The 22401-nt window shown below is 66.6% G+C and carries 11 protein-coding genes and 1 tRNA gene; 6 read left to right on the forward strand and 6 right to left on the reverse strand.

What is annotated here, in order from left to right:
• Positions 1–83: 83 nt before the first annotated feature.
• The 3 genes from ACTWNK_RS39315 to mscL all read left to right on the forward strand — a co-directional run bounded on the left by ACTWNK_RS39315 (position 84) and on the right by mscL (position 2082).
• Positions 84–890 carry an S-methyl-5'-thioadenosine phosphorylase gene (locus ACTWNK_RS39315; protein WP_474310007.1) on the forward strand — a complete coding sequence of 269 codons (807 nt, stop codon included), beginning with the start codon at positions 84–86 and terminating at the stop codon, positions 888–890.
• A gap of 98 nt (positions 891–988) precedes the next feature.
• Complete coding sequence (cpaB, locus tag ACTWNK_RS39320) at positions 989–1612, forward strand: Flp pilus assembly protein CpaB (protein WP_474310008.1); 624 nt, start codon at positions 989–991, stop codon at positions 1610–1612.
• A 71-nt stretch (positions 1613–1683) separates the two neighbouring features.
• Positions 1684–2082 carry a large conductance mechanosensitive channel protein MscL gene (gene mscL / locus ACTWNK_RS39325; RefSeq protein WP_474310009.1) on the forward strand — a complete coding sequence of 133 codons (399 nt, stop codon included), beginning with the start codon at positions 1684–1686 and terminating at the stop codon, positions 2080–2082.
• Positions 2083–2111: 29 nt separating this feature from the next.
• On the opposite strand, the gene ACTWNK_RS39330 is transcribed toward mscL, so the two are convergent.
• Positions 2112–3209: a D-alanyl-D-alanine carboxypeptidase family protein gene (locus ACTWNK_RS39330; RefSeq protein ID WP_474310010.1), complete on the reverse strand. Its 1098-nt coding sequence runs from the start codon at positions 3207–3209 to the stop codon at positions 2112–2114.
• Between the two features lie 1603 nt (positions 3210–4812).
• Here ACTWNK_RS39330 and ACTWNK_RS39335 point away from each other — a divergent pair.
• Positions 4813–4885 (forward strand) — tRNA-Arg (locus ACTWNK_RS39335).
• Between the two features lie 423 nt (positions 4886–5308).
• On the opposite strand, the gene ACTWNK_RS39340 is transcribed toward ACTWNK_RS39335, so the two are convergent.
• Positions 5309–5704 carry a very short patch repair endonuclease gene (locus tag ACTWNK_RS39340; protein ID WP_474310011.1) on the reverse strand — a complete coding sequence of 132 codons (396 nt, stop codon included), beginning with the start codon at positions 5702–5704 and terminating at the stop codon, positions 5309–5311.
• Between the two features lie 317 nt (positions 5705–6021).
• Here ACTWNK_RS39340 and ACTWNK_RS39345 point away from each other — a divergent pair, with 317 nt between their 5' ends.
• Positions 6022–7974, forward strand: a complete 1953-nt coding sequence (locus ACTWNK_RS39345) for a DNA translocase FtsK (RefSeq protein ID WP_474310012.1) — start codon at positions 6022–6024, stop codon at positions 7972–7974.
• Positions 7975–8200: 226 nt separating this feature from the next.
• Here ACTWNK_RS39345 and drmB read toward each other — a convergent pair whose 3' ends face one another.
• From drmB to ACTWNK_RS39365, 4 genes are read right to left on the reverse strand one after another with little or no spacing between them, the layout of a single operon-like run.
• Complete coding sequence (drmB, locus tag ACTWNK_RS39350; protein WP_474310013.1) at positions 8201–10087, reverse strand: DrmB family protein; 1887 nt, start codon at positions 10085–10087, stop codon at positions 8201–8203.
• The gene (locus ACTWNK_RS39355) at positions 10084–13290 is read right to left on the reverse strand and encodes a helicase-related protein (protein WP_474310014.1); all 3207 of its coding nucleotides are present in this window, start codon (positions 13288–13290) and stop codon (positions 10084–10086) included. The genes drmB and ACTWNK_RS39355 overlap by 4 nt, the downstream gene beginning before the upstream one ends.
• Entirely contained in the window at positions 13274–15166 is a 1893-nt protein-coding gene (locus ACTWNK_RS39360) for a UvrD-helicase domain-containing protein (RefSeq protein WP_474310015.1), read from the reverse strand. The genes ACTWNK_RS39355 and ACTWNK_RS39360 overlap by 17 nt, the downstream gene beginning before the upstream one ends.
• Positions 15163–19860 carry a DEAD/DEAH box helicase family protein gene (locus ACTWNK_RS39365; protein ID WP_474310016.1) on the reverse strand — a complete coding sequence of 1566 codons (4698 nt, stop codon included), beginning with the start codon at positions 19858–19860 and terminating at the stop codon, positions 15163–15165. The genes ACTWNK_RS39360 and ACTWNK_RS39365 overlap by 4 nt, the downstream gene beginning before the upstream one ends.
• Positions 19861–20296: 436 nt before the next feature.
• Here ACTWNK_RS39365 and ACTWNK_RS39370 point away from each other — a divergent pair, with 436 nt between their 5' ends.
• Positions 20297–22387: a helix-turn-helix domain-containing protein gene (locus ACTWNK_RS39370; protein ID WP_474310017.1), complete on the forward strand. Its 2091-nt coding sequence runs from the start codon at positions 20297–20299 to the stop codon at positions 22385–22387.
• Positions 22388–22401: the final 14 nt, after the last annotated feature.

A 22401-nucleotide genomic window follows, 5' to 3' on the forward strand; every position in this document is an offset into this window, starting at 1 on the left:
CCCTCCACACCCACCTGCACTTTGTCCACAGAATGCCCTTCGGGCCTGCAACCCCACCTGGCACTCCGGCTACTCTCCTGCCCATGGTCACTCGCGCAGACATCGGCGTCATCGGCGGCTCAGGCTTCTACTCCCTCCTCGACGACGCGGAGGAGATCGAGGTCTCCACCCCCTACGGCCCACCCAGCGACGTCGTCACGCTGGGCCGCATCGGCCCCCGCCCCGTCGCCTTCATCCCGCGCCACGGCCGAGACCACCGCCACCCACCCCACCGCATCCCCTACCGCGCCAACCTCTGGGCCCTACGCTCCCTGGGCGTACGCCAGGTGATCGCCCCCAGCGCCGTCGGCTCCCTCAAGAAGGAGTACGGCCCAGGCGCCCTCGTCGTCCCCGACCAGTTCGTCGACCGCACCTCAGGCCGAGTCCAGACCTTCTACGACGCCGGAGGCGCAGTCCACGTCTCCCTGGCCGACCCGTACTGCCCCGCAGGCCGAGCCACCGCCGTCACCAAGGCCCGCGCAACCGACTGGGAAACCGTCGACGGCGGCACCCTGGTCGTCATCGAAGGCCCCCGCTTCTCCACCCGAGCCGAATCCCGCTGGTTCTCCGACAACGGCTGGACAATCGTCGGCATGACCGGCTTCCCCGAAGCCGCCCTGGCCCGCGAACTGGCCCTCTGCTACACCTCGGTCTCCCTAGTCACCGACCACGACGCCGGAGTAGAGACCGGCGAGGGCGTAACCCATGACGAGGTCCTCCGCTTCTTCGCCACGAACATCACCCGCATGCGCTCTCTGGTCTCCTCCATCGTCACCGCCCTCCCCATAGACCGCACCTGCCCCTGCCCCACAGCCCTCGACGGCATCAAACTCCCCTTCGCCCTCCCATAAACCCCCTCCGCGCCCCCTCGCTCGTCTCGCTTGTCTCGCTTGTCTCACCCCCTCCCCTGCCACACACGCCCCCACCGCCCCTCACCAGGAGTAGTCCCATGCGTGCCTGGACTCGAGCACTGGAGCGTCGCCGCCGCCTGGTCGCCGCCGTACTGGCCGCCTTGGCCGTCCTGTGTGCGCTTACCGTGCTCCGTCCCGGCCCTGGCGAGACGAACACCATCCTGGTAGCGACCCGGGACCTACCAGCCGGCCCCGTAGGCTCCGGCGACCTCAAGGCCGTCCCCCTCCCCCTCGCAGCCATCCCAGACGGAGCCGTACGCACGGGAGTCGCCGGACGCACGCTCGTCTCTCCCATGCGGCGCGGGGAGCCGCTGACCGACGTACGCCTGCTTCGTCCAGGACTGCGTGCCCAGTTGTCCCCGGGATTGGTCGCCACGCCGGTCCGCATAGCCGACCCCGACGCCGTACGCCTGCTCTCGCCCGGCGACACGATCAGCGTCCTGGCCGCGCCCGGCACCCCATGGGAGTCAACGCACTCCCCCGCCGACCTGGCCCTGCCCGCCGCCGAACACGTCCGCGTACTAGCCGTACCTCACGCCAACGCGGACTCGCCAAGCGCATCCGACCGAGGCGCCCTCGTGGTGCTCGCCACCACTCCGGCCCAAGCCGCCCTGCTGGCGACAGCCCAATCCAGCGGCCGACTCTCGATCGTCATCATGTGAACAGCAACTGCCACCACGCAACGTAATCAGTTCGATACCATTCGCCTGATGATCACTAGCGAGGAGGCGCCATGAGCGGCTTCAAGAAGTTCCTGATGCAGGGCAATGTCATCGACCTGGCGGTCGCGGTCGTCATCGGCGCCGCATTCACCTCGGTCGTCAACGCATTCGTCAGCGGCCTGCTCACACCGCTGATCTCCGCGTTCGGCGGACTACCCGACTTCGCGTCCCTGAAGTTCACCATCGGCGAGGCGAACTTCCTGTACGGCGAGTTCATCAACGCCGTCATCTCGTTCGTCCTGGTCGCCGGAGTCGTCTACTTCATCCTGGTACGCCCGTACCAGTCCTACAAGGACCGCCAGGCCGGCAAGGAAGAGGCCACGCACCGCGACTGCCCCGAGTGCCTCACCGAGATCCCCCGCGCCGCCTCCCGCTGCGCGGCCTGCACAGCCGAGGTGGCCCCGGTCTGACCGACCCACCCCCTCCACAAACCCGGAGCCTAGAGGAGCGACCCCACCTTGGGGTCGTACTCCCAATGCCAAGGCTCGAACGGACTGCTGTACGCCCAATCAGGATGGATCCACCCGTACTTCTTCCCGTTCGCCTCCATCCAGTTGAACGGAGCCGAACGGAACGACTCCACCCCACCACAAAGGTCGACAGCCAGCCCCAGCCCATGATTACTACGCCCAGGTACGGCCGCGAGCCCAGGCCTCCGGTAGTACACCGACTGCTGCTCGGCCAAGGTCCGATACGCGTCACTCACGCAGATCTGCCGCCCGAACTGCCGCTTGTAGGCATCGTTCAGACTGATGAACGCCAAGGCCGCATCGGCCCGCAGCAGATGCCCCGGCTGCTGCAACGGACACAGCATGTTCGTAGGAATGAGCCCGTTGGGAAACTCCTGCGTCGAGGAGATCTTCGTAGGGTCGCACCGCAACGCCGCGGCCCCCACCTTGTCAATCTTGATCCCGAGCTTCCCCAGCGCTGTGGCCACCGACTTGACCAGCTTCGATGAACGCTGACGCAACGTGACAAGCTGAGCGGACGACTCTGCCTCGGCCAGCAACTTCCCGGCCCGAATCTCCTGCGCCTCCGCGGCAAGCCGCTGCGTCTCCACGTTCAGCCGAGCCGCCTCGGCGACAATCTGCTCCCGCTGAGCCAGTACGAACGACATGTCGCCCATCGCCCGGAGCTTCCCGTCCGTGGCGTCACCGGTCAGAAACGGGGCGATCCCCCCGCCGAACGGATTGATATAGAGGGCGCCGAGCATGTCCGAAACCGGCTGCCGGATCGCCTCAAGCTCCGCCTCGGTCTTGCGCAACTCTGCGAGCTTCTTGCGCAACGTCGCATCGGCGACTTCGATCTCTTTGGCCCGTTTGTCATAGATCCGAGTCGCGTCCTCCAACTCCTTGACCGCCTTCTGCGCCTGCTTCCGCAGCGTGGTCAAGTCGCCCGGATCAGCCGAAATCTCGGCAAACCCCGCCACCCCGCCGAACGCCACGACACTCCCCGCCCGAACCGGCGTACCGGCCCCGAACAGGAGAGTCATCACCGTAACGACCGCGATCAGACCTGCTGATCGAGGGGATGACACGTCCAACTCCTCCGTTTGCAATCTCGTGACCTGGGCCAGGCACGCACGTTACTACAGCCACCTCGATGCCCGAACCGAACTCAATATCTTCGGAATACCCCCCAATCCCGACACTCGCCCCATTTCCCCACCCAGCCGACCCCTGCCCCTCCCAACCATCCCGCGCCCTCAGTCACGAGAACAGCTCACGTCCCACAGCGCCCACCCCACGCCCCTCAGAGCCCAGGTCAGCCCTTCGAAGCCCCACCCAGACCCCTTGACTCTTCGAAGCGACAGCAAGCCCCTCTCAGCCCCAAGCCCCTCCATCGCAACGAACTCCCCTCCCTTCACACAGCCCACCACCATCTCGGGAGAACTGCTCACGTTGCACCGGAGAACTGCCCGCACTCCGTCAGCGATGACGCCTGCAATCCCCCGCCCCAAACGAGAGACGCAACCAACTCCCCCAAGCCTGCTAGCTCGCCCCAGCACCCACCTATACCGCCCCAGCCTCCCCTGGCAGCCACTCCCGCGATCAACCCCAACTCGCCCAGGATGCCCCAAGGGCGACAACGCCCCCTCCCAACGTCAGGGCGGCCCCCCATCGCCTCCCACCCCTCCATCCCACCTGCGACCCCAGTCGCCTTCCCAACCCCCGCCACTTCCTCATCCACCAGCTCCAGCCTCCGCCCTAGCTTCGGCCCCGCTTCCACTCTGACCCGCCCCCAACTCGCCCCGGCTCCGGCTCCGGCAAGCCTTCCCCACCGCCCCTGCACCTAGAACCGTCCGGCCTGACGCCACCCGCGCTCCCGACACTTCTCCCACAACCACGTCTCAGCCCACTCCACAGGACACGCCGCCCCACCACCTCCCCCACCCCCGCCACGCCGAGTACCACGCCAAGACTCTTCCCCCACCCCCTGCCGAGGCCCTTCATCCACACCCCCAGCCGACTCCCCTCCCCCCTCCTCCACCTGCACCGGAACGACAACCGCTCCACCCGAATCACCACCACGCCCCTCCCCACCCTCCGAGCCACGCCCTACACCCCAATCACCATCCCCCCGCCAAACCCGACCACCTTCTCCTCCACCCCCACGCCCAGCACCACCACGACCGCCTCCCACACCGATCACCCCAGCCGCGTCCACCCCACCCCCGGGCAACGCCCCCTCGTACACCGCATCCGGCCGGGGCCGCCCAGTCACCCAAACAGGCCCGAACGCCACCCTCTCCACCCCCACAGAGCCCCGTTCAACCAACGCCACCCACTCCCCCGCCGGCCGTACACCCCCAAGCAGCCTCACCCCACCCAACGCAAGCTCTTCGCTCCCCGCCCCCACCTCACCACTTTCGGCCACCCGATACCCAGCCACCTCCCCCACCAGCACCCCACCGGCCAATAGGACAGGCGCCATCATCCCGGCAAACAACACCACACCCTGCCTACGCGCTCGCCTCTGCCGTCGTCTCATGAGACGCGACGCTAACCACCCACATCCACCCCAGCCCGACCGCTTGCAATCCCTTTACCCCTGCTCAGCACACCCATGACCAACCCCACCCAACTCACATCCCCCAAGGGCGCACACACTCCGACTCTTTCGCTAGACTGACACCGTCCGCCTCCGTAGCTCAGGGGATAGAGCACCGCTCTCCTAAAGCGGGTGCCGCATGTTCGAATCATGCCGGGGGCACAAAGATTGACCAAGATAGGCCCTTGACCAGCGCGAACCCAGGTCAAGGGCTCCTTGCATAGTCGACTGTTGTCGAACACTTGCGGATAGTTGTGCTCAATTGATGCCTCACTCATTGCAGTCAACTAGACGTCTGCGGCGACTGATGTTTTCCGCAAGTCGCTCTCAGGTTGGTTTGTCGGGTGCCAATGTGGCGTGCGCGTTGGCCGACGTGGTACCGCCAGCCGGACTAGTGCCGGCGCCGCCCATCCGGCGCACCGGACCAGCTCTTCGTCATGGACGTGTCTTCGCCATGGACCTGGCAGCACCGATGCCGGGAGGCCCGTGGACGCCTCAATACCAAGAGCCTGCATGGCCAAGAGCCCGCATGACCTTGGGTAGCGCGTCACCGATTGGCCGCTCACACGTCCGATGCCAGCGCACTTATCCCTTGCCGGGGGATGTAACAGGATTGTCGCGAACTGTGGCTGCGACTCGTCGTGCCGCCTCCAACGGATCCTCGTGCTCCCATACGCGAATGACGTTCCAGCCCGCCTCGTTTAGCAGGCGGTCCGTTTCCAGGTCGCGTTCGCGCGTCCTTTGTACCTTCTCGGCCCAGAAGTTGGCATTCGTCGCCGCCACCGTGTGGTGAACCGGACACCCGTGCCAGAAACACCCGTCCATGAAGACGGCCACCTTGGCTCGAGTGAAGACAAGGTCGGCGGTGCGACGGACCGCCTTGAGCGGGCGGAACGAGACACGGTAGCGAAGACCCAGGGCGTGGACCGCACGCCTCAGGGCGAGCTCGGGCTTGGTGTCGCGGCCCTTGTTGGCCTGCATGCTCGCACGGGTCGCCGCGCTGGACGCCCAGGACTGGACTGTTCTCGCCATAGGGGCCAACCATATGACTTCTACCGACATCCCGAACCAGTCACTCTTGCGGGAAAGGGAGGGGCGGCGTATGCCACCGAGCCAGCTGTCGAACTTATGTTGGAGTTTCCATTGGAATGGAACTCCATGGCAAGCCGGAGCGATTCGAGGACCGGCCGCTGGCGCATTAGGATGCGAAACTCCTCCATCGTCCACATCAATCGCCACGGCTCGGCGACGGCGAATACACGCACAACACGACAAGGCTTGAGAGTCAGGAGAGTGCCGTGCTCGGGGGAGTCACGCTGGCCAATCGCTATCGTCTGGACTCCAAGCTGGGCGCGGGCACCATGGGCGAGGTGTGGAAGGCGTTCGACCTGCGATTGGACCGTCAGGTCGCCGTGAAGGTGTTCCCCGACCACGCCGGTCAGGAGCCACAGCGCGTCGATCGTTTCCGAGCCGAAGCCAAGCTCTGCGGAGGGATTCAGCACCCTGGCGTCGTGGTCGTCCACGACGCCGACGAGGACCTCGGCAGGCTGTTCTTCGTGATGGAACTGCTCGACGGCAGAGACCTGGCGAAGGTCATCGCCGACGAACTCAACGGCCTGCCGATCGAACGGGTCGTCACCATCGGAATCGGACTGGCCGAAGCGCTCGAAGCCGCCCACGCGAACAAGGTCGTGCACCGCGACATCAAGCCCGCCAACATCATGCTTCTTCCCGACGACCGCCCGAAGATCTGCGACTTCGGAATCGCCAGGGTCGTCGACTCCGAGCGAGCCACCGCTCATGTCGGAACCCCGGCCTACGCCGCGCCCGAGCAGAGCGAAGGCATACCGGACGAACGCAGCGACCTGTATTCGCTGGGGTGTGTGCTCTACGAGATGGTCAGCGGTGATCGCCCCTTTGACGGCAACGTCTGGCGGCTCCTCGTCCAGCATGCCACCGAGTCGCCGCAACCACTTCGCAACGTTCGCTCGGGCGTTCCGTCGGCGTTGGAAGAGTTGATCATGCGGTTGCTCGCCAAGAAGCCGACTGAGCGCCCGCAGACGGCAGCCGAGGTGACGGCAGACCTCCGAGCCGTGCACGCCGCCATGCCCAAGCCGCTCGCGGGAACCCCGAGTGAGCTGCCGTCCGACCTCCTTCTGAAGTCGAGCACTTCTGCGCGCATGCGCACCGATGCCGATGATGTTCTGGCGAAGGCGATCGAGCAGATCATCCAACGTGCCCATGTGGACGCCAGGGTCGCAGGATATGTACGCACTCCGCGCCTGACCCGCTTCGAGATCCGGCTCGGCCCGACGACGACCGAGGGCATGCTCTCAGCGCTGACCGCGGAGTTCGCGGTGGCCGCGTGCGACAGTGAGGTCCGTCTCGTCGCCATGAGACAGTCCACCTCCCCGCTGCCCGGCGTCACGGCGTTGGCGCTGGAGGTGCCGCTACGCGCGCCCGACCTGCTCAGTCTGGGCGATCTACTGCGCGCAGCCCCCGATGCGGACTCCCTGCTTCTAGGACTCGGACGCACGGAGGAGGAAGCACCGGCCTTCCTCGACCTGCGCACATCCCCGCACCTGCTCATCGGCGGCGAGACGCTGTCAGGCCCGCTCGACTCCATCGTGGCCTCGCTCGCGATGAGGCACCACCCTCGACGCCTCCGCATGGTGTTCACCAATCCCGCGAGCCCCTTCGCCGAGCTGCCCCACGCGGTCAAGCGAGCCGAGGGACATGCGCTCATCTGGGCCTCCGCCGAGGTCGAAGGGCGCTACGCGGATCTGACCAAGGCCGGTTGTCGCACCACCGAGCACTACAACCACGAGCTGAGCGAAACCCGTACGCCGATCCCCATCACCGCCCTCGGTACCTGCGAACTCGCCCATCCGGACGTCGTCGTGGTCATCGACGACCTCGCCCTCACCGCCACCGACCCCGACGAGGCGGTCATCGTCAACGAGCTCACCCGAGAGGGCCGCGCGGTCGGGTTTCACGTGATCGCCCGGGCGACTCCGCCGGCGAAGGCATCGTCCCAGGGGCGGGAGATGAGCTACTTCCCGGCTCGACTCGCGCTCCCCATGGCCACGGCCGAGGAGAGTGCGAGCATCCTCGGCAGGGCCGGGGCCGAGACGCTGCACCCGGGCGAAGGCTTGGTGGTCGACGGTTGGGGCGGCGTGCCGTACAAGATCAGGCTTGCCGAGGTCTCGGAGGAGGAGGTAGCGGCGATCGTCGACCACTGGCGAGGGTGAGGAGCGGCCTCGGCTCGCAGGCCGGAAGACATGAAGCCGCAGGCGAGCCGAGCTAGGCGCCTTGCGGGGCGCAACCGTCATGCCGACGTCCGGTCCCTCCGTCACCCGGCCGGCACCTCGGATACGGGATAGACCCGCCAAAGCGCCAACGGCAGCGGACCGGCCGTGTCGACAGGCCTTGTAGATGCCCAAACGTGGTCTCGCTCCTCCTCCACGTGGGCGAAGGTCAACGCTCGCTCTTGTGGAAGAAGCCCGTGGTCGGGTCCTCCGGGGTTCCGATCAGCATGGCCCGATCCAGGAAGACGTTGTTGCTCTCACAACTCGTCTCGGGAAGCAGGACGCAGGCATAGCAGGCGGCCAGGTTGAGGCTTTCGACCCCGTTGGCGTCAGACTCCATACAGGGCGGATCCTGAGAGCACCACTCGGTCCGGGCCAGCCCCGACTCCAACGAGGTGTGCAGCCTGCGGTGTTCTCCCTGCGCGACGACCCCGCCGAGGGAACCGGCCGAGTCGCTGGTGGCGGTATAAATCAGCACACCGGCCATGTCGGGAGCCACATAGAGGCGCTCCCGCAGCGACGCAGCAGGGTAGCCGCAGTCCAGGCTCCACTCATTGATCAGCACGTGCGCGAGGGTGTGCAGCAAGATGTATCGCGGCGTGACCGGAGACTTGATCTCTGCGGACGGCTTCGCGCCGCCGCCGCGCTCCGCCCGCTCGCGCAGGCTCGCGGTGTGGTTTTCCCACACCTGCCGAGCGCGCCGCACCGGTCCCGGCCGCCGCTCCCACTCGCTCAGGAGCTGCTCGTCGACGGCCAAGAACACTCCCTCCCCACTCACCTCGATCGCCGGCAACCAGTTCATCTGGCCGTTGGCCATCGCGGCTCGGCGGGTGTCTCCACCCGTCGGGTCCAACGTGGTGACCCGGGTGAACGACTCCAACGCCCGTACCTCACGCAGTCGTTTCACCAGCATGGACCGCTTGATGCCGTACGGCAGGGCGCTTCCGTCTCCCACCGCCTGGACGCATTCGAAGTTGTCGTGGTCCGTGTCGCCCCCGTTTCCGTCGTAGAGCTGGTTGTATTCCTCACGCCTGAGCACAGTGGCCGACTCGAACGTGGGCTCCGCGTCGGGTCCCTCCCTCAAGCTCTCCTGCAACTCACGACGCCTGAGAACGGCCGCCAGCACCTCCTCAGGCGTGAATCTGTCGTCGTTCGTGAGACCGGGCGTCTGCGGGATGTCCGCGAGGATGTCGACCTCGGGGTCGCCACGATCAATACGCCGGACCAACATCTCGTAAAAGGGGTTAAGCCGCTGCTGGAGCGCCTGCGACCACGGCGGAATCGACAGCGCGGACCTCGTGATCGAGAACCAGGCGGCCGACGCACCACGCTGAAGCGCCCGGGGCGATGAATCGCATCCGGCTTGGTCGTTGTCACGCCCGAGCCATGGCCGTCGGCCCTTGCACTCGATCCCCAGGGCTGTCAGGGCGCCGCGACCGAGGGCTCCTTCCAACGAGGCCGCAGGTACCCCGCACGAGCATGTGATGACGACCGAGCGCAGTGACGCCGTCTGGCCGGTGCTCTCCAGCGTGAGCTGGTGCCTGACCCGCTCGCCTCCGTCTCGACCGGTGCCACTCCTCTTGTGGACCCACTCCCAGAAGGGGAAGTCGTCCAGGTGCCCGCTCTCGCAGGCCATGACGAAGCGCGACGGAGTAAGCGGTGTGCCACACGTGCCACAGCGGCTCGTACCCGTCGGAGGGACGAACTCCCGGAAGTCCTGGAGCCGCTTGCATGTGCCACAGGAGTACTTCTTGGGAAAGAGCCGAACCCTGATTCCGTCGCCGGAAGGGGGCTCGTCCGCCGGGGGCAGCTGGAATCTCGCCACCTGGAGCCAGGCCTGGAGGCGCGGCTCGTAGATCTCGTCGGACTTGTCGACTCGCCAACTGTCGAGCCCGCTCACGATGTAGGACCGATCCTCAATCGCGATCATCGAGCCCACGCCGTAGGTGGTGACGGCCTGTGCTCGACGCACCGTGCCCAGCACCTTTCGTGTCGCCTCGGCCTTGCCCGCGGCGGCGCTTTGCCGAGTTCTGCCACTGCGCAGTGCCATGGTCATCGCTCCAGATATAGGTCGGACTCGGCGTCGACGTCGCGCAGGCTCCACAGGGTCGGGTACGCCTGAGTGAGGTCGGTATCGACGAAGCTGCAGAGCAGGGCGGTGTCGGCAGGGCGGGTTTCGGCCCGCCCGGATCGCCGCCTGGCCTCGTAGACGAGGTTGGAGTTGTCGGCCGCGAGGTCGAGCCAGTGCGAGATGATGTCGTCGAGGTCCTGCTCGACACCGTCGTACTCCGCCTTGTCGACCTGCTTCACTCTCGCGAGGATGAGCCTCTTCAAGTCACGCAGCCGCCACTCGTGATCCTCCGCAGCCGCTGCGGCCGCGTTGTGCCGCAACTCGGGATGGAGCAACCTGGCCATGCCGACGAAGACGGCGTGCAGGGCACGGTCTCTGGCTCGCGGCGAGAACGGAGTGACGCTGCTCGACTCGACCTGCCGGTAAAGCGCCGAGTGATAGGGAACGAAGCTCTCGTAGTGCGATCTGTCGCGCGACCGATTGGCGTTGTACAGCACGACGACCAGCCCCGGGTGCTGTCGGCCAACACGGCTGCTCGACTGGATGTACTCGGCGGTCGTCTGTGGCTGCCCCATGATCGCCATCAGGCCGAGCCGATCCACGTCCACGCCCACGGAGATCATGTTGGTGGCGAGGACGGTGTCGAAGGTGTCCGTGTCCGGCAGCTTGCGTTCGAGGTCCTTCAAGCGCTTCGGCACGTCGCTCGACCGCACACGACTGGTCAACTCGGTGTGCTGATCGGCTCGTCTGGGGTCGACTCCGCTTCGGTCCGCCAGGAGTCTGAGACGATCCTGCACGTCGTCCTGCACCTGAAGCTCGGCTGCGGCCAGAAGGCGCAGGCTGTTGAAGTATCCGACCAGCGTCCAGTAGGCGTCCCGGACCGAGTCGGGGGCTTCCAGGCCGGCCGAGTGATGCAGCAGCGCCGCGTAGGAGCGGACCAGCAGGGTCGCCTGACTCGTGTTGGGCGTGAGCAGTCCGACGTAGAGGCGCGAGGCCTTGTCCTCCGCCGGGGTCTCGACCGCGAACCAGGAGTCGCGCGCGTCCAGGCCGGCCGGCGGGAACTGGGCCACCTGCCGATTGAACAGACGCCTCACCTGATCTTCCGCACGACGGATGGTCGCGGTCGAGGCGACCACCTTGGGCCGCTTGGCCGCCTCGTTGATCGCGGTCTCGTACAGACCGGTCAAGCTGCCCAGCGGGCCGGAGATCAGGTGAAGTTCGTCTTGCACGATCAGCTCCGGCGGCGGTGTGCCATCGCCCGGCCGGTCCAGGTTGAAGAGCGCGGCGACCTCTGGACGCCAGGCGATCTGCGCGAACTTGTCGACGGTCGCGATGATCAACGTGGGCCGGACCGCGTAGATCCTCTCGTCCACGACGTGGACCGGGAGTTCGTTGTGAAAGGCGCAGTCCCCGTCGGCGCAGAAGATCCGCATCTTCGAGGCCGTGACGTCCACCTCGTACTCGTCGGTTCCCATCGCGGTGCCGCACCACGGACAGAAGCGCAGCTGGACCGGGTTCTCCTTGTGCAGCTCACGCCCCTCGCGAAGGATCTTCAGGCTCGCGGCCGCGTCCTTGAGCTTGTTGGGGGTGGCGGCGGCACCCACCCACATGCCGATCGAGACGACCTCCTCGCCCAGTTCTCCCGGAACCCGGCGACGAATGGTCTCCATGGCACAGATCAGTGCGGCCGCCCGCTCGAACTGCTGCAGCGTGAGCAGTCGCAGGGTGTAGCGCATGATCGCCGTGACCCCGCCGCCGTTGCCCTCGCCACGCATCCGCCGCAGGAAGACGGTGAACGCGATGATGCCCAGGTACGCCTCGGTCTTTCCACCGCCGGTGGGGAACCAGAGCAGGTCCGCGATCTGTCGATCTTCGTGCTCGGAGTCGACGACACCGTCCAGGCAGAGAAGGAGGAAGGCGATCTGGAAGGGACGCCAGACGGCCGACTTCGTACTGGGCGCCCCCTGCTTGAGCCCCTTGATCCAGCTCGTGCGTGCCCGCTGGGTCGCCATCGCCTCGTTGGCGTATCGGAAGGCCGCCATCACCTTCGGCTCGCTCCCGAGAGTCTTGATGCCCGACTCCATGCGTTCGCAGGCCTGTTCGCATTGACGGATCTGTTCTCTCGCCGCCTCCGCGTATTGGGCGTCGCCGAGCAGTCTCGATTCTTCGGCTCGTTCGACGATCCACGACCGGTATCCGTCCACCAGCCTTCGAAGGCCGACAACGATGTCCTCGTCGGAGCCGCTCGCGAGGTCCATCATGCGCAGGGCCGAGTCGTCGATGTCGCGATTGGAGTCCGTGAGCAGCACCTCCTTCGTCGGGACGAACTCACTCCAGATCGCCCCCACCGCAGCCGGCACGCCCGTGAGCAGCGCCTCGTCCCGCAGCCCCGGAGCCGCCCACTCCCAGGTGGCCGCGCAGCCGTGCCCCACGGCGAAGTTCGGCGCGTAGCGATAGAGCAATCGGTTGGTCTTGGTCTCGCTCTCGTTCGCGCCGGCGGCGACGGGTCGTTCTACGAAAGGGCGCGTTCCCGTCGCACCGGTGACGTGAATCCTCGCCTGGAACAGGCAGAGGGCGTCTCTGATGCCGAACCTGTCCACCTCGTTTCCGTTGAGCAGTGCGACCGTGACCGACACCACCCCGTTCTTCGGCCGCCGCACTCGAACACGAAGGGCGACACCCGGCGCAAGCGGCTCCTCGACCTGTCCGGAGGTGCGCACGTCCACCGTGTGCGGAGCGAGCTCCAGCTCTCGGTGGCGCCAGCGCAGCTCCTGCTCCTCGGTCGATCGGCGTTCCGCCCGCTGCGCTTTGACCGGCCGACCCTCGCCGTCGATCGGGTCGTAGACCGCAGCCGTCACCGTAACCGTGATGGTGGGTGAGATCCTGGCGTCGACAGCGAAAGTCAATCCCATCGAGGACGGCGCCTGGTCGTTAGCCAGCGAGACCCCGGTGTCCGGCGTCTCGTCCTTGATCCGTACCTCCGGGGACAGATCGGCATCACGCTCGGCCGCCTCCTCCGCCACCGTCTCGCCGTCACCGCGCCGCGGGTAGAGAACCCCGGCCGCGTACGACGTGACCGGCGAGTCCTTGAGGATCTCGCCCTGCCCTCCGACCGGACCGACCACATCGAGGCGAAGCCGATCGACGAGGTCACCGCGGAACGCGTAGTGCTCACCGTGCTTGGACATCGGCTTCCTTCCTGTCCCAGACGAACGTTGACAGGCCGCTCAAACGCGGTGCGAGCCAGACGCCGTGCTGATTGAGCCCCGCTCGAACACCCGCGGCCTCATTGCCGGCGACCGTCTCCACTACTTCGATCCGCACATTGGAGATCCGCGCTGGAAAGTGCTCCGGAACGAAGTCCTTTCCGATCTTCAAATGCTGGAACAGATCCCTGCGGAACCGCTCGGAGACCGTCCCGACGGGCCGCCCGCGGTGCACGATGACGTACGGCGGTGCCTCCTGTAGGCCGATCGGCCGCGGGTAGAGGCGCTCCAGTTCGACGGAATCGTCCGGCAGTACGGCTGACGCCAGGTAGTCCTGCGTCTCCCTCACGTCGGCCGTGAAGTCCACGGTTCCGGCCGGATAGTCGACAAGGACGTCGCCTCCGGCCACCTCCAGACCGACGCGCCGCCACTTCGGATACGCGTATCGGGCCCAACGGCGAGTCCGGTTGTCGACTCGGACGTTGCGCATGTCCACTTGGGCCAGACGATAGAGCTCCGTCCTGGCCCTGGTCAGGCCCACGTAGAGCAGCCTGGCCTCCTCCGCCGTGTCGCGGCTGTCGCCCTCGCGATCCGCCTGTATCGTCCCCGGATCCACGACGATGACCCGGTCGAACTCCAGCCCTTTCGCCCGGTGCAGGGAGGAGACCACCAGGCGCGCGGGCGGCTGTGCCGTCAACTCGTCGGGGAGCCTGCCCGCCGCGAGGGCGGACCGCAGGCGGGCCAGGTCCAGTGAGCTGGTCGAACCTCGTAGCGAGCTCGCCTTCTGGAGCAGCCGCCACAGCGAGTCGGAGTCGGTGGCGTCGGGAGTGCGGAGATCGGCGATCATCTCGTCGAACCTCTCCCTGCGCAGCGACGACGCGTCACAGCGATCGAGGAGCAGGCCGATCCAGGATGGTATGACGTGCTCACCCATCGCGCGCTGGAGCCGGTGTCGTACACCTGCGGAGTGCAGTCGTTCGGAGAGGACGATGGCTTGGCCGTTGGTTCGACAGAGGATCGCCGTGGAACCCTCATATCCGGAGAGCGCCTGCGCGCCGAGCCGATCGATGTCACCGATCGCCTGCAGCCCGGTGAGGATGGTTCGCAGGTCGTTGTAGTGGCTTTCGCCGTCGGCGCCGCCGGTTTCGGAGAGCGTGCGAAGTCGCTGCCCGAAGTCGAGGGCCTTGCGCGCCTCGCAGGTCAGCCCCCTGAAGCTCTGGCTGAGTGACAGCTCGACGAGATCCTCGGCGAAGGTCCTGCGAAGCCATTGGAAGAAACGGTTGGTCTCCTCTCGCCCCCGCTCGGCCGAGTCGACCGTGAACCCGTAGATCGACTGAGCGGGGTCGCCGACGACGGTGAACCCGCAGTCGTAGCGGTCAAGGAGCGCTTCGACCATGTCCCGCCTCGCGCCGACGAGATCCTGGACCTCGTCGATCACGACATGGCGCAGATCGTGTTCGTACAGCTCGTCGGCGAGCCCCTCGTCCAGTGCCTCTCGGGCTCTCTCTATCCTGGCCGCGAATGATCGTTTGCTCCAGTCGCCCTGGGCGTCCACTTGGCCGAGTAGGTTGAGGGCCCAGGAGTCGAAGGTCTGCGCACGCACATTCCGGGCGGCCTCGCCGTACTGGGCGAGGCGGTTGCCCAGCTCGCGCACGGCGGCCCGCGAGAAGGTGAGCACCAGGATCTCCCCGGCCTCGACCTCCTCACCGTCGACCAGGTGGTCGAGGCGACGGACGAGCGTGTGCGTCTTGCCTGCTCCGGCTTGAGCGGTCACCAGGGTCCTGGCGTCGGCGGGCTGCTCGACGACGGCTCGCTGCTCTTCGGTCAGCGCATGAGTACCGCTGTAGGGGGTGCTCACTTCTTACTCCACAGGTGGTCGAACTGGGTGAAAGCCAGCTGACGGTCGTAGTTGGTGATGTTGTCGGCGACGTCGAGGATCAGGCAGGTTTCCTTTCCGCCGTTCTTCGGGCCGCGGAGCCCTCGGCCGATCATCTGCTGGTAGACGTTCGGGCTGTAGGTCGGCCTCGCCACGATGACGACCTCGGTGGCCGGGGCGTCGAAGCCCTGGGCGAGCACGCCGTAGTTGGTCAACACACGGAGCTTCCTGCGCCGGAACTTCTCGATCAGAGTCCGCCTGTCCGCGTCCGGCGTGCCCGAGTCGATCGCGGCAGACGGGATTCCCCGACCGTTGAGCTGCGCTGTCATCAGCTTGGCGTGGTTGACCGAGGTGGCGAAGAGCAGGACCGGGCTGTCCGGAGGCAGCGCCTCGATCTCGTTGAGTAACATCCCGTTGCGCTCGATGTCCTTCCCGAGCCGCTCCTCCACAGCGGAGGGCAGCCTGGCTCCTTCGAAGGCGGACACCTGCTTGAGGTCGTCGGCGGACAGCTCGATCGTCGTGCCCTTGAGCGGGCGGTGATCGACATTGGCCAGGACACCCAGCTCCTGGAGTTCGGCGTAGGGGTTGTCGGTCTCGAAGATGCCCTCGTCCAACCGTGTGCGCCCATAGCGTTCCACCAAGCGGTTCGTCTCGACCTCGTTGAAGCCGCGGAACGGTGTCGCCGTCAGACCGATGAGCGGTCGCGAGTGCTCTCTGTGCGTCAGCCCGAGGGCCGTCAGAATGCTGGTGTACCTGGGTGTGATCGACCGGTGCGCCTCGTCGACGATCACCAGCGCGGGGTCACGGAGCCACGCGTACTCAGGCTTGTCCAACACCGCATGCAGCTTCGCGTCCGTGGCCACGACCAACTGGGCCATGTCCCCACTCGCCGCCGCCTCGCGAGTCGACCAGAGTCGGTTGATGAGGAGCTGCTGCTCAGGACCGACCTTCGACCAGACGAACGACCAGCTCTGCACCGCCTGCTCGCACAGCTCGTCACTCTGCGCGATCCACAACACCGGCTTGCCGTGCAGCCCGCGCTCCTTGATCACACGGATGACGGCCTCCGCCGCCACGCGGGTCTTGCCGGCGCCGGTGGGCAGACAGAGCATCGCCCTGGGCGCCTCGTAGCGAGCCAGCAGGTCGAAGGCCTTCTGTGCCAGCTTCTCCTGGTAGTCGTGCAGACGTGGAAAGGCGGTGGGACCGCTGACCTTCTCCAGGGCGGGCAGGCTCTCGGCTCTCGTGCCGGCGAAGGACTCAGAGAAGCCCAGGTCGCTGACCAGACGCACCGAGTTCGCGTCGCCGTTGAACCCCGCCGAGAGCCCCGTGGCCGCTTCGATGTCCTTCTTGTACGCGCGCAGGCACTCGGCCCCGAAGGCGTTGAAGGCGAGCTCCGCGATGCGCCGCGGAGTCGCCGCCGTCCCCTCGGCTTCGTCGCTCTCCAGCAGCCCTTCGGGCAGCCCCTTGCGAAGCGCCGACTCGCCGACGAGTTCCAGCAGCTTCGCCGGCTCGTCCCTCGCCTCTCGCACCCTCTGCAGGCGCTCGTCATTGCGCTGCTCCTCTCGACGGTCGAGGACGCTTCGGCAGTTCGCGGGCCCCAGGCCGAGCTTGAGCGCCCTGTCCACGGCGTTGAGCACCTGAAGGTCGTCCGTCGGGGCACGAACCAGGACCTTCCGCTCCTCGGACAGGGTCGCGACCTCGATCGACTGGACCCGCATTCCACCCGGCGTGCGGATGATCTCTTCGAGCTCGTCGCAGCGAACCGAGGACCACCCCTCGACCACGGTGCGATGCAGAACCTTCAGGTACGGGAACTCCTCCGTCAGGAGCACCCCTTCCGCCTGCTCGACGTGTCGGACCTCCTTCTGGATCGCCTCTGCCGGAGACAGCATCGTCCACGCCTCACGCATCATCTCGGCGAGAGGCTCGGTGGGCACCAGCAGAGCCGGAACGCGCTCACGTAGGAGGGCGTCGTACTCGGCGCGCACCGCGGTGACCGCGATGTCCTTGTCGGGCACGTCACTACGCCACTCGTCGCCGACCCTGCATCGCGTGCTCTCCCCCGACGGGAAGTCGACCCCCACCTCGAACAGCAGGGCGTAGACCTTGCCGGGAAACGTGTCGTCCTCCGAGGCCGAGGCCGCCTCGACCAGCTCCCTCCACAGAGACGGCTTGATCTCCTCCAGGCTGTGCGGCAACCGCAGCATGGCGGCCACGCTCGGCGTGACGTCCGCGACCGGAAGCACGTCCTTGTGCTGCCTCAGCTCAGGCCCCACACACTCTGGAACGGTCCGAAGGCCGAGTGAGGTCTGGAGGTAGCCGTGCTCGCGTGCCAACCAACGCAACGGCGAGGCGACCGCCTTGCGACCGGCCACTCCCTTGTTGCCAGGCTGCATCGTCCATTGCGCGATGGCGGCGCCGGCGGGAATCGCGGCGATGAACGCCGCACGTCCCACAGGGGTGAGACCGACGAACAGGTGAAGCGGGCCCGCCGGATTGCCGCCCTCGAACTGCATCTTGGCGAAACTCGGCCGGGCCTCGTTCGCGGGCAGCTTGGCCACGTATGCCTGCCAGCATGCCTGCTTGTACTCCTCGAACCAGCGCTCTCCCTCTGGCGCGACATCGGCTACCGGGCCCGCCAGCAGGCCGAGGTCGGGAAGCACAGCGCGGTCCTCTCTGTGAAATCCCATGTCCACGGCCACATGCTCGTCACGTGAGCCGTCGGGCGGGACAACCGGCCCGGGAAGCAGGCAGTCGCGGATTCGCCGGAACTCACCGGCGAGAGTCATGACCCTGAGCTCCTTGGCCGTGTTGACGGAACGGCCGTCGAAGGCCGCTCGAACACCCGCCGGGCCGGCGAGCCGCGCCAACTCCCAGAACGCCACCCAGTCCCGCTCGGCATAGCCCGCGAAGCCACGCTCGACGACCGAGGCGAACCGGCCCACGTGGTGGGCCTCGTGCACGCCGAGGTAGTCCAACGCACCCGTCATCACCGACTCACCCTCGTAGACACGTTCGTCCACGTAGACCGTGTTGTCCGCGAGACCGTCGTCACTCGAACGCCTGAAGACCGACGTCGACGGCGCCACCAGGCCCATCCCCTCGGTGAGGATGATGCGCGCTCGCAACGCCTCCTCCGCCTGGGCGTGGTTGTATCGCTTCAGGTCGGCGGCGATCAAGATTGCCCTGGCGGACGCCTCGGGCGAACCGTCCGAAACGAGCGCCTCAAGCCACTCCCTGGCCGTGGCGACGGGGACCCTGGAATGAGACATGATCAGGTTCACCGCATCGCGTCGATGCCTCGCCTGGTCGACGGAGTGGTGGATCCAGTTCTCCGGCCGGCCGGGGTGCTCTCTCCACCACTGCAGCCATTCGGGCCGCATGTCCATCGGGTGCAGGCGCACCTCTGCCGGCGTGCCGAACCGCCCGTTCTGGTCCGGATAGACAGGCCGCTCCGGAGCGATCGACCAGATCCGCTTGACGAGCTTTTCCGCCGCCCACTGCGGCTCCTCACGTCCTCGGGCAGGTGTGACGTCCAGATAGGCGCCCGGGTCCTCGGGGCGAGCCAGCAGCGGAAACGACGCGACGACCAGCTCCGCGACCTCGTCGATCAGTTCGTTGTTGAACTGGTTGTTGGCATAGAGATTCTGGCGATCCTCACTGGTCTTCCACGGCGCGTTGACGATGCCGCGCAGCGTCATCGTGTAGTTGGTCGGGAAGTAGGCCCAGAACTGCCCTCTGTCCTGAGGACGTCCCTCCACATCGGGTACGGCCCAGGCGATGTCGATCTCAGGACGGTCGTGCAGCTCCCCCGCTTCGGCCAGCGCCCGAGTCGAGGGCCGGTACACCGACGCGAAGACTCTCCACTGCTCCTTCTCCGTCCGCTCCTCCCGCCCTCTCTCCGAGAGCACCTTCCGCAGCTTTCGGCTGTCGCCGTCGATCAGCTGAAACACCTGGCGTTTGATGCTCTGTCCGGAAAGGCGCTTCTCCAGCGTCACCGAGCCCACGTGGGGAGAGAACAGCAGGAATCCAGCCGGAAACTGGTCGATGTCACGGGCCAGTCGGCCCACCGCCGCAGGCTTGAGCGGCAGTCGAACCACCGTGGTGGCCCAGGTCAGCAGCTCCTTGAGCAGCGGATCCGCGCCGACGGCTCGATCACGGTCGAGCGGACGCGCCATCCGCAGAACGGGTACCTCCATACCGGTTGCGGCGGGCTGGGCCTTCCTGATCTCGCTCTCGGCCCACTCTCTGTCAAATCCGAAGCTCTTGTCGTCGTCCCTGCTGAAGAACTCGGGGACGTCGGTGATGCTCAGGACGGACTTCACCCCTACCCCGAATCGGCCGATCTGGCCACCACGCTTGCGCGACACCCCCATACGCAGAATGGTGTCGGCGCCTTCCGGGGTTATGGCGCTTCCCTGGTTGGCGCAGTAAAGATGGGTTTCGGTCAGGATGACCGCAATCATTCCCGATGGGTCGTTTCGCAACTCATCTGCGCCATTCTGCACGAGCTCGTAGATCTGGCGCTCGCCGTACCCGCCCTCGGCGATGCGGCGCTCGCCGTTCGCATGCTCCTGGATAAGACCGGGGTCGATGCGATAGGTGTTCAGCAGCCGTTGGGACTGGGCGACGATGAGGTCGAGAACGGAAGGCTCTTCGCTGCTCACAGTGGTCATCTCCTGACCCGTCGGGGGTAGAGCAAGGACATTGACGCATGCCGAGCACACCTTTGGGGCGATTCACTCTTGGTAAACCCCATCCACAGGGGTCACATACACGCAGCACACGGCAAACAACGCATAGCGGATAGCTTTGGACAGAGCTCTCCCCCGGGGAGATCTGCCGTAGAGCCCCATCATTCGGAGCGAGGCAACATTATCGACACACAAAACGTCCGACCGCAAGAGAAAGCCAAAATCGTACGACCTGCCCGCGAAGGCTCCCGAAGCACGCAGGGGCAAATCGCACAAAGAAGGCAAATCGAAGAGTCATTCTTCCGTCATCCAGCACTACGGACACCCCACAGAGATGGTCAAGCGGAGCTGGTGTCAACTTACATTTAACGCTAGCCTAGGCTGTCAAACAGTACGAGCCTCCTGGAGAGACCTCGCGATGACGCAGGATGGCAGCACCCAAGACCCCGAGGCGTTCGGCGCCTGGCTGGGCAGGCAGCTGCGACGCAAGGCCATGAGCCAGTCGGACCTGGCCACCGCCCTCGACGTGACCCGGGCGGCGGTGTCGGCGTGGATCACCGGCCGCGCCACTCCTCGCATCGACAAGATCCAGGCCATCGAGGAGATTCTCGGCCTGGCGACAGGGTCGTCGGCCACGCGCGACGAAACTCCCGAATCCAGTGGTTTCGTGGGCTGGCAACATCGGCGCGCACACCTCGACGGCGGCCGTGAGCTGGGCAACGCGGCGGCCTTCGCCTTTGACTCGTCTCTGACGATCACCGCCAGAGAGGCGGCTCAGAACAGCCTCGACGAACGCTGGGACGACACCCGCCCCGTCCGAGTCCGCTTCACCCTGCACGAGATCTCCGGCGAGCGACTCCGCCGTCTCCAGGAGGCCATCCATTGGGACGATCTCGTTCCGCACATCGAGGCGGCCGGCGACACCAAGCAGAAGGTCGGCCGCATGCTCGCCAACGGCCTCGGGGAGCTGAGAGAGAGCGGCAGGCTCCTCCTCCTCCGCATCGACGACTACAACGCCAACGGCCTGACCGGACCCGAGTACGAGGACGGGCGCTTCGCGGCCGTGGTGCGTCGCCAGTTGGACAGCCACAAGAAGGGTACGGCGGGCGGCTCCTTCGGACTGGGCAAGGCCACTATCTGGGGCGCCAGCCAGTTCGGGCTGGTCATCATCAACAGCACGCTCTCCGAGCCGTTCGAGGAACTCAGGGAGCGCCGGCTGATCGGTCGCATCGATCTGCCGTGGCGTGAGCTGGACGGTGTGCAGTACGCCGGACCAGCCTGGCTCGGCGAGCGGGATCCCACACGCGAGTCGGCCGCCCGCTCGTGGTGGGCCGGAGATCGTGCGGTCGAGGAGCTGCACCTCACGCGGGGCAGCACCGATCCGGGCACCAGCTTCCTGATCGTGGGGGCGCACGATCCGTCCGGCGAGGCGACCACGCTGGAGGAGATGCATGCCTCGCTGGTGCGCGGACTGGCCTCCGACTTCTGGGCGTCGATGGTCTCGGGCAGTGGAATGGCGCCGTCGCTGGAGGTGTCGGTCGAAGCGCTCCGGGACGGCCAGGTCGTCGTGGGCGAGGAGCGGGTCGACCCGTATGTCCTGGAGCCCGCCAGGTCCCGAGCGGTTCGCGCCTTTCTCGACAACATGACCGTCGACGAGATCACCAGCGCCGACGACGTCGTGGAGTTGGCCGTACGGCTGACGGTCCCCCCTCGCAAGAGTGAGCCGAAAGGGCGGCCGACCGAGCACGAGGCCGTCTTGCTGATCACACCGGCGACCGAGGCCGATCAGCACCGCAATCGCCTTGTGGCGATGCGTGGGACGAGGATGACCGTCTTGGACCGCCCGGTGACCGGTTTGGCGTCCGCCTCCTCTCCCTTCCAGGCGATTTTGCTGGCGGGTCTCGCCACCGGTTTGGGACAACCTGGCGACGAGGTCGCCGAAGGGTTCCTACGGGCTGCCGAGCCACCCGAGCACAACGACTGGAAGCCCACCGAGGATCTGACCTCTACGTACGCGCGCGGCGCCACCACGCGGCTCAAGGAGTTCCGCAGGGCGATCCTGGCGGCCGTACGGCATGCGGTGCGACCCACGGAACGCGTGGGAACGACGGGAAACTCCCCCGAGGTGCTCCGCGAGGTGACCGGCCTCCAGCGGGTCGCTCCGCCCCAAAGCCCCGCGTACCCAACGGTCAGAAGCGCGACCGGCGGCGTGAGCGACGACGGCGCGTGGAATGTCAGGGTGGAGATCAAGCTTCCGCCACGCGACGACTCCTGGATCCTTCGGCCCATGTTGCGGTTCGCCACCAGGTCAGGCCCGAAGCCGGAGGGCCGCTGGAGCATGCTGACAGCCGAAGCCAACTGCGAGGTGAGCGGGGAGGTTCTGATCTGCGCCCAAGGTGAGCGGACTGCGACCTTCTCCGGAGTGAGCGATGTGGGAAGTCACCCGGTCGCCGCGCGGATGATGCTGGCCGAGGTGGACCTCGTACAGGCGAAGGAGGGAGGTCGATGAAGCAGATCGCCCCC

The sequence above is a fragment of the Nonomuraea sp. IBHARD001 genome (assembly GCF_056106265.1).

Coding starts and splice junctions, on each gene's coding strand:
- ACTWNK_RS39315 (WP_474310007.1), top strand. CDS start 84: ATGGTCACTCGCGCAGACATCGGCGTCATCGGCGGCTCAGGCTTCTAC.
- cpaB (WP_474310008.1), top strand. CDS start 989: ATGCGTGCCTGGACTCGAGCACTGGAGCGTCGCCGCCGCCTGGTCGCC.
- mscL (WP_474310009.1), top strand. CDS start 1,684: ATGAGCGGCTTCAAGAAGTTCCTGATGCAGGGCAATGTCATCGACCTG.
- ACTWNK_RS39340 (WP_474310011.1), bottom strand. CDS start 5,704: ATGCAGGCCAACAAGGGCCGCGACACCAAGCCCGAGCTCGCCCTGAGG.
- drmB (WP_474310013.1), bottom strand. CDS start 10,087: ATGACCATGGCACTGCGCAGTGGCAGAACTCGGCAAAGCGCCGCCGCG.
- ACTWNK_RS39355 (WP_474310014.1), bottom strand. CDS start 13,290: ATGTCCAAGCACGGTGAGCACTACGCGTTCCGCGGTGACCTCGTCGAT.
- ACTWNK_RS39365 (WP_474310016.1), bottom strand. CDS start 19,860: ATGACCACTGTGAGCAGCGAAGAGCCTTCCGTTCTCGACCTCATCGTC.
- ACTWNK_RS39370 (WP_474310017.1), top strand. CDS start 20,297: ATGACGCAGGATGGCAGCACCCAAGACCCCGAGGCGTTCGGCGCCTGG.